Genomic DNA, 11520 nt, shown 5'->3' with positions numbered 1-11520 from the left:
CATCGCCCTGATTGTCATTTACGTTAGCCGCAGGTTTCCATCTCCCGCAACGCCCGCCCATAAAGGTTACACAGCGCAGGAACCAGATGTGCCGTGGCGTTGAGGTAGCGATTCATCTGCTCCCAGCCTTCAGTGTCCAACTGTGGGTGCTTTTGCAGTAACTGGCCGAACAGCATCAGCCCGTGGCACAGACCTTCCGCCTGCTCGGCAGAGAGTGCGGCCAGGTCTAAGAGATCTGTGGGATTAAGTGCGCTAAGCTCGAGATGGTTAAACAGTTGGCGGTAGAGGGTGAGGGTACTTGTGGTGTTTTCGGTGATGGCGACATTTTCCATGTGTCTTTATCCTTAGTGTGTAGTATGCGTACTACCACATGAGACGCTAAACCCATGGTGGTAGCCCAAGCGGAGTTAGCGTTACCGGACACGAAGGAAACCGGCGCTTCTTGCGAAGCCCCCACTTGGGCCACCATAATTCTGGATGTTTAAAGCCCCAACATTATATACATAATGCTGCCTTGTGTAAGTGTTCGGAACGCTAACTCCGGCTGCGGATTTTGCCGCAGCGGAAAAACTATAGCGTTATCAGTAAAAGGAAAAAATAATCTGTATGGAATTACAGTTAATTTACTTTTAGGATTGGAATACAGATCGCAGTTATTTACAGTAGCCTTAGACACTGAAAATATTGCCTATATATACACCGGGAATATATTAAATAGTACATGCCGTCGCTAAATGAATATTATGGTGGATAAGCTTTATTCGCGATCGCGGGACGTTAACCGTTCCAGTATTTATCCTTTCTAGAGCTTATGTTAATCATACGGCTTTGCTAATTCACGAATGAACGAACATGGCGAATGAAGATGAGTTGCGTATTGCCCTGTCGCCGGTGCAGCTTGCGGCGGTGCTGTCTGATGAGAGTGTCACTGAAGGTGAAACGCTCAGTAACCGTCTGCTTGGCGGTTTGGGGCTTGCCGGCAGTGTCGTTGAGCTGATGGGGGCGGGGGTATTGTGCTATGCGCCGGATCCGACGTTTATCACCAAAGTCGGGTGCGTGGTGGTGGGAACGCATAGCCTGGACAGCATCAAGGCAGCTTCCAATCAGATGATTACCGGGCAACCAACGACGACTGACACTTATCAGTCTGCCGTTTTATTGGCGCAAACATTGGGTGCCGATAGGGAAACGGCCTATAACGTCGGTTTAACGGTCGATATTGCCGTTCCTTTTGTCTTTGCCGGAGCGGTTGGCGCAGCCCGAGTCGCATCCGTGCGCATGGGGCGGGTTAAGCTGGTTGAGCATGAGTCCCCTACGGGGATGAAACCGGGTGGGCATACCATTAAACGCCATGTTGGGGTGACGAAAGAGCAACTGTTAGAGCGTTTAAAAAATCCACGAGTGAACAAGGCCTCTTCGTTTAAATCATTAGGGGACGCGGAGGTCGCCGTCAGCTCGGCGTTAAAAGCAAATAAAGAGTGGATAAAACTGTGGGCCACGAATCCTGCGGGAAGGCCAAATCTTGAATTGACCCATATTATGTCCAGCGATATTGGTTATGGCCTGAGTAAAAATTCAACGCAATTAGTGAGAACATCACGATTAAAGGTCGTGTTGCACTATCAGCAGTTTCAAGGTAAACCCTACTTCATACTGACAGCGTTTCCCGACTTTTGAGGTAATGATGAGATTGCACGGAGACTTCAGCGAACTCAGTAAGTTATTCAGTATTTACTTTGGTCAGGATTATGATCTGTTTACTGATGCCGAAACGGCCGAGGGGGTGATTGACGGCTTCCTGGAGCAAAACGGCAGTCAAGTCATCCGTGATATCCTCGAGGAGACTAAAGAGTTTCAGGCTACTTATGCAGGGCGTATAGACGAAGGCATGGCGGAGCATTTTTCAGATGAGTTTGTGCCAGAGAGCTGGGGCACTACCGCGGTGGTGTTCTTTGCCATGTTGCAACGAAAAGCGGAACAAAAGCTGGGCAGCTTTAATTAACGTAGAGGATGCCGAGTTATTCGAGCCTGGATCTCGGCCTGGCGTTGTAATTGAGCTCATACGCAGTAGTGGCAAACCTTACTTTATCCTTAGCGCCTTCCCTGCGAGATAAGCCGATGAAAACCAGCGAACTTGATAACCTGATCGTCGTTTATTTTGGCCAAGATTATGACCTGATAAATGCAGAGGGCGATATTACTGCGCTGATCGCAGAGTACATTCGTCTGGCGACTCATCAGCAGCGCGAGGCTTTGGTCAATGAGATAGATGCGTTATTGGCGCAGGATAATGTGGGGTCATTGTTCAGACAACGTTTCGGCTTTACCTTCAGCCCGGAGCTATGGGGTACAACGGTTCCCGCGTTTTTGCAGCAGGTGCGTAGTGCCCTCGCGAAGTCATTGACGCATACCAAATGAAGTCCCAGCGTTTGAGGTAATCATGAAACGGATTTTCCCCCTCGCATTCCCCTTCCTGCTCGCCGGCTGTCCGTCGATAGGCGATCGTATCCCCGTAGACTATCCCGCTACCGCCAGTCTGCGTGAGGGCAAAGTATGCATCACCGTCCAGCCGCAGGGAGACGAAAAGCTCGCGGGCATCTCGATCTACCGATTGGATGAGGCGCAGAGCCGCACGTTCAAATTCTTCGATCCGCTGCGGGATGTCGCCCCCAATCAGTGCGTCCCTGATGAGGGCTACGCATTTACACCGGGGCAGCAATACCATTTCTCCGCGAAGCTGGTCTCCCACAAGAAACAGCAGATGGGTGAGTTTCCCTCTGCGCGTGAATTCGTCGCCGAATTCGTTGTGCATCAGGAAGGTAATCAACTTAGGTTGGAAGCCCTCCGCACCCCACGCTAACCCCCATCCCCAACTTACCCCAAATCCCCCCCATTACTTGCGATCACCTTCTTATACCACCAGAACGATTTCTTGCGGGTGCGGGCGAGGGTGCCGTTGCCCTGGTCGTCGCGGTCGACGTAGACAAAGCCGTAGCGCTTGCTCATTTCGCCGGTTGAGGCGGCCACCAGGTCGATGCAGCCCCAGGTGGTGTAACCCAGCACCGGCACGCCGTCGGCGATGGCGTCGGCCATGGCGCGGATGTGTTCGCGCAGGTAGCTGATGCGGTAGTCGTCCTCAATCTCGCCTGCTGCATTGAACTCGTCGTGCGCGCCCAGGCCGTTTTCCACCAGAAACAGCGGTTTTTGGTAGCGGTCGTACATCATGTTCATGGTGATGCGCAGCCCCAGCGGATCGATGCCCCAGCCCCAGTCGCTGCGCGGCACGTGCGGGTTCGCCAGCGATTTCACCACGTTGGCGGCGCTGCTGTTGTTGTCGTTCATGTCGGCGGAGGCGCAGCGCGAGGCGTAGTAGCTGAAGGAGACGAAGTCGACGGTGTGCTTCAGGATGTCGGCGTCTTCCGGCGCCATTGCGATGCTCACGCCTTTCTCGCGGAAGACGCGGGCGGCGTAGGAGGGATAAGCGCCGCGCGCCTGCACGTCGATAAAGAACAGGTTCTCGCGGTCTTTCTCCAGCGCGGCCCACACGTCTTCCGGCTTGCTGGACCACGGGTAGAAGTTGCCGCCGGCCAGCATGCAGCCCACCTGGTTGGCGGGGTTCACTTCGTGGGCGATGCGCGTCGCCAGCGCGCTGGCCACCAGTTCGTGGTGCGCGGCTTGGTATTTCACCTGTTCGGGGTTTTCGTCCGCTTCAAACACCAACCCCGCGCCGGAGAACGGGCTGTGCAGCAGGATGTTGATCTCGTTGAAGGTCAGCCAGTATTTCACCAGCCCGTCGAAGGCTTCGAAGCAGGTGCGGGCGTAGCGGGTGAAGAACTCCACCATCCTGCGGCTGCGCCAGGAGCCGTATTCGGTCACCAGGTGCATCGGCACGTCGAAATGGCACAGGGTCACCAGCGGCTCGATGCCGTATTGGCGGCACTCTTCGAACAGGCTGCGGTAGAAGGCGATGCCTTCGGCGTTAGGCGTCAACTCGTCGCCGTTGGGGTAAATCCGGCTCCAGGCGATGGAGGTGCGGAACACGGTAAAGCCCATCTCCGCCATCAGCGCGATGTCGTCGCGGTAGCGGTGGTAGAAATCGATGGCGTCGTGGCTGGGGTAAAACTCGTCGTCGCGCAGGCTAAAGCGCTTCTCCAGCCCGAGTTTGACCGCCATGCGGTTGGCGCCGTGCGGGATCATATCGACGGTGGTCAGCCCTTTGCCGCCCTCGCGATAGCCGCCTTCCGCCTGGTTGGCGGCTAAAGCGCCGCCCCATAAAAATCCTTTAGGGAATGTTGAGTCAGACATGCAATCCTCTGGTGTCTCAATGCGTTGCGCTGGCGGCGTTCGCCGCCGGTGCGGTTTGGCCGGGCGCGGCGGCGTTTTCCGGCAGATCCTCGAAGCCCAGTATTAGCGTGAGCGCGAACGACAGCACCACCGAGAGCGCCATCACCGCCACCACCCACACGATGCTCATCGGGTTGGCCGGATCGAAGAACTGCACGCTGGTGAACAGCCCGGGCGAGGCCATCGAATGGCTGGCCAATCCGCCGATGCCGGCGACTGCGCCGCAGACGAAGCCGCTGATCAGGCTGGCGATCAGCGGCCGCTTCAGGCGCACCGCCACGCCGTACAGCGCCGGTTCGGAAATCCCCGCCACGATGGCGGAGGCGGCGGCGGCCAGCGCGGTCTGGCGCAGCTCGCGGTTTTTGGTTTTCAGCGCCACCGCCAGCGAAGCGCCGCCCAGCGACAGGTTGGCGCCGATCTCCGAAGGCATTACCATGCCCTCTTTGCCGGTCTCGGCGATGGTCTGGATGATGGTCGGGGTAAACACCCGGTGCATGCCGGTGATCACCAGCAGCGGCCAAATCGCCCCCATGATGGCCACGGAAAGCCAGCCCAGGTAGCCGTGCACGGTGTAGACCAGCGCAGAGATGCCGCTGCCGATCCAGATGCCGAGCGGCCCGATAAGCAGAATGGCGATCGGCGCGGCGATCAGCACGATCAGCATCGGCTTGAGGAAGTTCTTGGTCACCGCCGGGGTGATGCGATCCACCCCGCGTTCGATGTGTGACAGGATCCAGGTCATCACCAGCGCCGGGATCACCGTGTAGGTGTATTTCACCGCCGTCACCGGGATGAAGGCGAATTCCACCGCCTGGCCCTGCGCCGCCTTGGCCATCAGATCGATAAAGTTGGGATGCACCAGCACCCCGGCGATGGCGATCGCCAACGACATGTTGGTTTTGAACTTCAGCGCCGCCGAGGCGGCGACCATCACCGGCAGGAAGAAGAATGCGCCGTCGCCGATCACGTTGAGGATGACGAGGGTCGAGGAGCCTTTCTCGAATACCCCGGCCATGTCCAGGATCATCGCCAGCAGCTTCACCATCGAGCCGCCGATGATGGCGGGGATCAGGGGCGACATGGTGCCCACCAGCGCATCGAGAATGCCGGCGCCGATGCCCTTCAGGGTGAGCTGGCGTTTCACCGGGGCGGCGGGGGCCGCCGCGCCCGGCATGCCGAGCGTCAGCACCGCCTGATAGGCCTTGGCCACCTCGTTGCCGATGATCACCTGGCACTGCTCGCCGCTGTGCACCACACCCAGCACGCCGTCGATGGCCTTCAGCGCCGGCGTGTCGATCCGCGCTTTGTCTTTCACTACGAATCTCAGGCGGGTCATGCAGTGGGTCACGGCCTCGATATTGCCCGCGCCGCCCAGGGCGGCCACGATGGCGTGTGAGATCTCTGCGTAGTTCTTCGGCATGGCGTGTCGTCTCTCAGATAGCAATTCGGATAGCCCAAAGGCGCATATTTACTGCCTGGGCGATCCGTCGTTCCATCCGTATGAAACGCCCATAAGAAACCGGTTTCACAAAATCATGTATTTGTGTTTTGTTGTTGGCAAGAACTATGATTTTTGGCGTTTCGTTTTCGTGATCTGGATCGCCAGAGGTAAGTACGCATCGACGCACAGGGGCGTGAAAGCGTTCCAAACGCCGGGCGTCTTGGGTAGACTGCGCTGAACCCATGGATTTTGGCGGCGCACAGATGGCAACGATACTCGAGGTGGCGAAAAAGGCCGGCGTTTCAAAGGCGACGGTGTCGCGCGTGTTGTCCGGCAGCGGCTATGTCAGCGAGGAGAAACGCGCGTTGGTGGCTAAAGCCATCGCGGAAACCGGCTATCGACCCAACCTGCTGGCGCGCAGCCTGGCGACCAACACCACTCAAACCCTCGGCCTGGTGGTCACCAATACCCTCTACAGCGGCAACTACTTCAGCGAACTGATGGCGCAGTCGGCGCGCATCATGGAGGCGAACGGCCGCCAACTGATCCTGGCGGACGGCAAGCACACCGCCGAAGAGGAGCGGGCCGCCATTCAGTTTTTGCTGGATCTGCGCTGCGACGGGGTGATCATCTATCCGCGTTTTCTGTCGATCGCGGAAATGGACGAGATCGTCTCCCAGCACCGCCAGCCGATTCTGGTGATCAACCGGCGGCTGCGGCTGAACGACAGCTACTGCATCTTCAGCGATCAGCACGCCGCCGGCGCGGCGGCGGTGGCGCACCTGATCGCGCGCGGCCATCGCGACATCGCCTTTATCACCGGCTCGCTCGATTCCCCCACCGGGCTGGAGCGGCTTTCCGGCTACAAATCCGCGCTAGCGCAGCAGGGCATCGCGGTTAACGAGGCGTTGATCGTCGAGGGGAAATGGCACGCGCAAAGCGGCGTGGCGGCGGTTGATGCGCTGCTGGCCGGCGGGCAGCCGTTCAGCGCCATCGTCGCCGGCAACGACGAGATGGCCATCGGCGCGATGAAGCGGTTGGCGGAGCGCGGCGTGGCGGTGCCGGAAGCGGTATCGGTCATCGGCTTCGACGACATCCCGCTGGCGCCCTATACCATGCCGTCGCTGTCGAGCATGAAGATGCCGGTCACCGAGATGATCCAGGAGACCATCAACCGCCTGCTGTCGATGCTGGACGGCGGCGAGCTGAGCAAGCGCCCCAGCTTCCCGGCCTGCCTGATCGAGCGCGAGTCGGTGGCGGCGGGGCCGTATTGGGTAGGTAACTGATCCATCCGCGCCTCAATAGACAAACCCGACGGCCGGCCTTATATTGCTAATGAGAATCACTATCAAAAACCTCGTCGACGGTCGGCGTCATCATTCACAGGCAGGGCGAACATGTCTACGTCCCCCCAGCGGTTACTGCAGGAATATCATCAGCAAGCGCAGGACTATGCGCTGTCGGACATGCTGCGTGCGCGGCGCGGCGTGTTGGCCGCCGATGTCGACATCGAGCTGGATGAACCCCACCGCGCGGGGCTGAAGATCGTGGTGATCCGCCGCGGGCGTCTGCGCTGTGAAAGCGGAACGGGGCCGCAGGTGGAGCTGAACGGCCCTTCGCTGTTGCTGGCCGCCGGGCGGGACGACTTCGTGTTGAACAACCTGTTCCAGGCCGGCGAACCGCTCGATTACACCCTGCTGCAGTTCTCCGCCGCCTGGCTGGAACAGAACGATGTCCGTCTGCCGCCCGGCCTCGATGGGCGGCGGCATGCGCAATTGGTGCCGCTGGCGGCACCGGCAGCGCTGATCGGCCAGGCCCGGCAACTGTTCGCCTGCCCGCTGCACGAGTCGCAGCGCGGGCTGTGGTTCAGCGCCAGGGCCAACGAGCTGGCGGCGCATTGCCTGCATCAATGCTGGAACCGCAGCGCTGCCGCGCCGTCTGTTGGCGTGCACCTGGCCGCGCGCGATGTGGCGCGCCTGCAGCTGGCGCGCGAAATCCTGTTGGCGGAGATGGAGCAGCCGCCGAGCCTGGATCAACTGGCTCAGCGCGCCGGGTTGAACACCCGCAAACTCACGCAAGGGTTCCGCCAGCTGTTTGGCGCCAGCGTATTCGGCCTGCTGCAGGAGCACCGGCTGCAAACCGCTTGGCGCTTGCTGAGCGAGCAGGATCTGCACGTTTCCACCGTCGCCTGGCAGGTGGGTTATACGCCGGCGCACTTCTCCGTCGCCTTCCGCAAGCGTTTCGGCGTCATGCCCTGCGACGTCAAAAAGCGTTAGGCACGCAATCGAAAGAAAAAGTCTCGCCGGCGAAAGCCTTTACGGATGAGGACGTCCGCCGCTTTTGGCTACAGTAAGCGCCTTTGCCGTGGAGGATCTCATGCTGAGTGACCTGCGGGCGCTGACGCGTCCTTTCCGCATCATGCTGTATTCCGCGCTGGCGCTGCAGGCGCTGGCCGGCGTCAGTTCGCTGTTTCCCTGGCTGGCGATAGCCCGGCTGGTGGACGCCGATCCGGCGGCCTATTCCTTCTGGCTTGGCGTCGCCGCCGGTGGCCTGGCGCTGTGGCTGTTCGCCCAAACGCTGGCGCTGCACCTCACTCATCTGCTCGACGCGCGTTTGTGTCATCGGCTGCGCAGCCAATTGGCCGCCAAGCTGGTGCGTCTGCCGCTGAACTGGTTTGTGCGGCAGGGCGAGAGCGGCGCCGCCCGGGCGCTGTCGCAGGACATTCAGGCGCTGCATCAGCTGGTGGCCCATGCGCCGGCGGAGTTGGTGCAGCTGGCCGTGGTACCCGGCTGCGCGCTGGCGCTGCTGGCGGCGGTGCAGTGGCCGCTGCTGCTGTTCGCGCTGATACCTTTGCTGGCGGCCGCGCTGTTGTTTCGCGTCATCCGTTCGCCGCGACTGCGGCCGGCGTTTGAACAACGCGATCGGGCGTTTCGGCAGTTGAACGACGATTATCGGCAGCTGGCGGCGCATCCGCTGTTGGCGCGCCAGTTTCCCGGTGCGGGCATCGAAGCGCGTGCGCGGCAGAGCCTGCGGGGCTTTCTCGCCGCCTTTCACCGTTGGCTGCGGCGTATCGGCGCGCTCGGCGCCGTGACCCAATTACTGCTCAGCGCCGCGCTGTCGGCCGGTTGGCTGTTGCTCGGCGCCCGCTGGCTGGCGCCCAATCTCACGCTGGCGGAGCTGGCGCTGTTCGTGTTGCTGTTGCGCAGCGTGGCGCAACCGGTGATGGCGATGGGGCACGGCGGCGATGCATTGCGCGCGGCGACGCTGGCCGCCGGCCGCATTCGGGCGCTGCTGGCGCATCCCGAAATACGCTGGGGAGGGCGCTCGACGATCGCTTCGGCGCCGCAGGGGGCGGCGCTGCAGCTGAGCGATCTCGGTTGCCGGCAGGACGAACGCTGGTTGCTGCAGGGCGTCAATCTGGCCGTCGAACCGGGGGAATGGCTGGCGATTGTCGGGGCGTCGGGCAGCGGTAAAAGCACGCTGCTGCGGTTGATCGCCCGTTATAGCGAGCCGGATAGCGGAACGGTATCGCTCGACGTCGTGCTCGCCGACGCGTTCTCGGCGCAGGCATTCAATCAGATGGTGGCCGTGGTGCCGCAGGAGAATACGCCGCCGGCGATGTCGCTGCGCGACAACCTGACGCTGTTCGTCGACGGGGCCGACGATGCGCAGCTGCGGCGCGTGCTGGCCGCGCTGGGGCTGGCGGCGCGTTTGCAGGATAGGTTGGACGATACGCCTTCGCTTTCCGGCGGGGAGGCGCAGCGTCTCGCCATCGCCCGGGCGTTGCTGGCGCGGCGGCCGCTGCTGTTGGCCGACGAACCGACTTCGGCGCAGGATCGGCAAAATCGCGAACGCATTCTGACGGCGCTGGCGCAGCTGCCCGCCACCCGGCTGGTGGCAACGCACGACGCGGAACTGTGCCGCCGCGCCGATCGGGTGGCGGTGCTGGCGGAGGGGCGGTTGCTGGCGGTCGGCACGCCCGCCGAGATGGCGGATCATCCGGCATTGTTGGCGGCGTTGGCCGAGCGCCAGGAGGCGGACGATGAAGTTTGAGTTGGTGAAAGCGTTGGCCCCGGCGCTGTTGCTGATGGCGCTGGCCGCCGCGTTGGATGGCGTCTGCGCCTTGCTGCTGGCGGCAGCGGTGGCGAACTGGCAGCAAAATCCCGGCCATTGGCTAGGGCTGCTGGCGCTGGCTACGCCTCTCTTGCTGGCGGTGCAGTATGCGGCGGCCTCCCGCGGTTTCTTCGCCGGCGGCGCGGTGATGAGCGCGTTGCTGCGGGCGCTGTTCCGCCGTCTGCCGCGCGCGCTGTCGCCGCAGGAGCAGGCACCGGGTCTGTTGGCCGGGGCCATCGGTCAGACGATGTCGGCACCCGCGCACCTGCTGGCGCCGTTGGTTGGCGCGGTCGTCACGCCGCTGGCGCTGATCGCCGGGCTGGCCTGCCTGAGCCCGGGAGTGGCGCTGATGCTGCTGGCGGCCTGCGTGCTGTTGATGCTGGTGTTGCGCGGTTCGGCGGCCCGGCTGCACCGGCGAGAGCGAGAGCTTGGGGAGGCCAATCAGAGTATTGAAGGGGCGCTGATGCAGTTTGCCCGTCATCAGGCATTGCTGCGCTTCGGCTACGGGCAGGCGGCCGCCGCCGAGGCGTTGACGCAACGGTTGGATGACCATCATCGGGCGCACGCCGCGCTGCTGCGCCAAAGCTTGCCATATCACCTGTTGTTCAGCGCCGGGCTGCAGCTGACGCTGTTGGCGGCATTGTGGTTCGGTGCCCATGAGGTGCTGGCGCAGCGCCTGAACGTCGCCCAATGGCTGGCGCTGATGATTGTCCTGGCCCGCTTGTTGGAGCCGTTGCTTCAGCTTTCTCACCTCGATCAGGCGCTGCGTCAGTTGAAGAGCGCGTGGGCGCAACTGCGGCAGGCGCTGGCGTCGCCCGCGTTGCCGCTGCCGGAACGGGACGGCGCGGCGCCGCAGGACGACGGCATCGCGCTTGAGGCGCTGAGCCTGGCGGCGGCGCACGGCGGCTGGCGGCTGCGGGAAATAGGCGGAGCCTGTGCCGCCGGAGAGATGTTGGCGATCGTCGGCCCTTCGGGCGCCGGCAAAAGCAGCCTGCTGAGCCTGATGGCGCGCACGCAGGATCCGACGGCGGGGCGGGTGTTCTACGGCGGCCGTGACGTGCGCGCGCTGTCGGCGCGGCAATTGGCGGGCGGTCGCGGCGTGATGTGGCAAGACAATCGCCTGCTGCGCGGCAGCGTGCGCTGGAATCTGACCCAGGGGCGAACGGATATCGGCGATGAGCGTCTGCTGGCGCTGTTGGCGGCGCTGGATCTGCCGCCCGACGTGCTGGAAGAAGAGGTCGGCAGCGACGGCGATCGTTTCTCCGGCGGGCAGAAGCAACGGCTGTGCCTGGCGCGCACGCTGCTGCAGGGGGCGCCACGATTGTTGTTGGACGAACCGGGCGCCAGTCTGGATCTGCGCAACGCCGAGCGCGTGGCGGCCCTGCTGGCCGGCTGGCCCGGCACGCGGGTCGTCGTCACCCACGATCCCGCGTTGGCCTGTCGGGCGGATCGAGTGTGGGTGCTGGAAGGCGGGCGGCTGACGGCGGCGGGCAGCCCGGATGCGCTGCGCGAGGCGGGGGGCTGGTTCGCCCGTTTCTGCCAGGCGAAAATGACCGGCGATCGATAGAGAAACTCCGGCAATCGAAAAAGTCGCGGCGGCCGTTTTGTTAGATTGATAACGA

At 62.1% G+C, this 11520-nt stretch carries 12 protein-coding genes; 8 read left to right on the top strand and 4 right to left on the bottom strand.

Going from position 1 to position 11520, the window contains the following annotated elements; translation table 11 throughout:
- Positions 1–23: 23 nt before the first annotated feature.
- Together ACJ8PI_RS15285 and ACJ8PI_RS15280 are read right to left on the bottom strand one after the other, a co-directional pair.
- Entirely contained in the window at positions 24–332 is a 309-nt protein-coding gene (locus tag ACJ8PI_RS15285; RefSeq protein ID WP_161764333.1) for a hypothetical protein, read from the bottom strand.
- A complete protein-coding gene (locus ACJ8PI_RS15280) occupies positions 227–469 on the bottom strand; it encodes an ash family protein (protein WP_161764334.1) in 243 nt (80 codons plus the stop codon). Before ACJ8PI_RS15280 ends, ACJ8PI_RS15285 begins: the two co-directional genes overlap by 106 nt.
- A 383-nt stretch (positions 470–852) precedes the next feature.
- Here ACJ8PI_RS15280 and ACJ8PI_RS15275 point away from each other — a divergent pair, with 383 nt between their 5' ends.
- The 4 genes from ACJ8PI_RS15275 (at position 853) to ACJ8PI_RS15260 (ending at position 2860) form a co-directional block, all read left to right on the top strand.
- Entirely contained in the window at positions 853–1677 is an 825-nt protein-coding gene (locus tag ACJ8PI_RS15275; protein WP_164134789.1) for an RNase A-like domain-containing protein, read from the top strand.
- A gap of 4 nt (positions 1678–1681) precedes the next feature.
- Positions 1682–2002, top strand: a complete 321-nt coding sequence (locus ACJ8PI_RS15270; RefSeq protein WP_145957317.1) for a contact-dependent growth inhibition system immunity protein — start codon at positions 1682–1684, stop codon at positions 2000–2002.
- A gap of 116 nt (positions 2003–2118) precedes the next feature.
- A complete protein-coding gene (locus ACJ8PI_RS15265; protein ID WP_060419572.1) occupies positions 2119–2418 on the top strand; it encodes a contact-dependent growth inhibition system immunity protein in 300 nt (99 codons plus the stop codon).
- 22 nt (positions 2419–2440) lie between these two features.
- Positions 2441–2860, top strand: coding sequence for a putative T6SS immunity periplasmic lipoprotein (locus tag ACJ8PI_RS15260; protein ID WP_442528124.1), 420 nt, complete (start codon positions 2441–2443; stop codon positions 2858–2860).
- Between the two features lie 14 nt (positions 2861–2874).
- Here ACJ8PI_RS15260 and ACJ8PI_RS15255 read toward each other — a convergent pair whose 3' ends face one another.
- Complete coding sequence (locus ACJ8PI_RS15255) at positions 2875–4305, bottom strand: 6-phospho-beta-glucosidase (protein WP_319861274.1); 1431 nt, start codon at positions 4303–4305, stop codon at positions 2875–2877.
- 16 nt (positions 4306–4321) lie between these two features.
- Positions 4322–5764, bottom strand: a complete 1443-nt coding sequence (ascF, locus tag ACJ8PI_RS15250) for a PTS cellobiose/arbutin/salicin transporter subunit IIBC (RefSeq protein WP_164098001.1) — start codon at positions 5762–5764, stop codon at positions 4322–4324.
- A 284-nt stretch (positions 5765–6048) separates the two neighbouring features.
- Here ascF and ACJ8PI_RS15245 point away from each other — a divergent pair, with 284 nt between their 5' ends.
- The 4 genes from ACJ8PI_RS15245 to ACJ8PI_RS15230 all read left to right on the top strand — a co-directional run bounded on the left by ACJ8PI_RS15245 (position 6049) and on the right by ACJ8PI_RS15230 (position 11465).
- A complete protein-coding gene (locus ACJ8PI_RS15245) occupies positions 6049–7071 on the top strand; it encodes a LacI family DNA-binding transcriptional regulator (RefSeq protein WP_164098002.1) in 1023 nt (340 codons plus the stop codon).
- Positions 7072–7182: 111 nt separating this feature from the next.
- Entirely contained in the window at positions 7183–8061 is an 879-nt protein-coding gene (locus ACJ8PI_RS15240; RefSeq protein ID WP_047569528.1) for a helix-turn-helix transcriptional regulator, read from the top strand.
- Between the two features lie 100 nt (positions 8062–8161).
- On the top strand, positions 8162–9838 hold the full coding sequence (locus ACJ8PI_RS15235; RefSeq protein ID WP_164098003.1) for an ATP-binding cassette domain-containing protein: 1677 nt from the start codon (positions 8162–8164) through the stop codon (positions 9836–9838).
- Positions 9828–11465 (top strand): ATP-binding cassette domain-containing protein, encoded by a 1638-nt coding sequence (locus ACJ8PI_RS15230; RefSeq protein ID WP_049195544.1) that lies wholly within the window; start codon positions 9828–9830, stop codon positions 11463–11465. Before ACJ8PI_RS15235 ends, ACJ8PI_RS15230 begins: the two co-directional genes overlap by 11 nt.
- Positions 11466–11520 lie beyond the last annotated feature (55 nt).

It is taken from the genome of Serratia sp. CY82433 (genome assembly GCF_052166535.1).
GTDB lineage: Bacteria > Pseudomonadota > Gammaproteobacteria > Enterobacterales > Enterobacteriaceae > Serratia > Serratia sarumanii.
This window is presented reverse-complemented; position numbering and strand designations above follow the sequence as displayed.

What these genes read in the sequence shown, in the direction of transcription:
- ACJ8PI_RS15265 (WP_060419572.1), top strand. Translation starts at nt 2,119, where the DNA reads ATGAAAACCAGCGAACTTGATAACCTGATCGTCGTTTATTTTGGCCAA.
- ACJ8PI_RS15285 (WP_161764333.1), bottom strand. Translation starts at nt 332, where the DNA reads ATGGAAAATGTCGCCATCACCGAAAACACCACAAGTACCCTCACCCTC.
- ACJ8PI_RS15230 (WP_049195544.1), top strand. Translation starts at nt 9,828, where the DNA reads ATGAAGTTTGAGTTGGTGAAAGCGTTGGCCCCGGCGCTGTTGCTGATG.
- ACJ8PI_RS15275 (WP_164134789.1), top strand. Translation starts at nt 853, where the DNA reads ATGGCGAATGAAGATGAGTTGCGTATTGCCCTGTCGCCGGTGCAGCTT.
- ACJ8PI_RS15235 (WP_164098003.1), top strand. Translation starts at nt 8,162, where the DNA reads ATGCTGAGTGACCTGCGGGCGCTGACGCGTCCTTTCCGCATCATGCTG.
- ACJ8PI_RS15260 (WP_442528124.1), top strand. Translation starts at nt 2,441, where the DNA reads ATGAAACGGATTTTCCCCCTCGCATTCCCCTTCCTGCTCGCCGGCTGT.
- ACJ8PI_RS15245 (WP_164098002.1), top strand. Translation starts at nt 6,049, where the DNA reads ATGGCAACGATACTCGAGGTGGCGAAAAAGGCCGGCGTTTCAAAGGCG.
- ACJ8PI_RS15240 (WP_047569528.1), top strand. Translation starts at nt 7,183, where the DNA reads ATGTCTACGTCCCCCCAGCGGTTACTGCAGGAATATCATCAGCAAGCG.
- ACJ8PI_RS15270 (WP_145957317.1), top strand. Translation starts at nt 1,682, where the DNA reads ATGATGAGATTGCACGGAGACTTCAGCGAACTCAGTAAGTTATTCAGT.
- ACJ8PI_RS15280 (WP_161764334.1), bottom strand. Translation starts at nt 469, where the DNA reads ATGGTGGCCCAAGTGGGGGCTTCGCAAGAAGCGCCGGTTTCCTTCGTG.
- ascF (WP_164098001.1), bottom strand. Translation starts at nt 5,764, where the DNA reads ATGCCGAAGAACTACGCAGAGATCTCACACGCCATCGTGGCCGCCCTG.
- ACJ8PI_RS15255 (WP_319861274.1), bottom strand. Translation starts at nt 4,305, where the DNA reads ATGTCTGACTCAACATTCCCTAAAGGATTTTTATGGGGCGGCGCTTTA.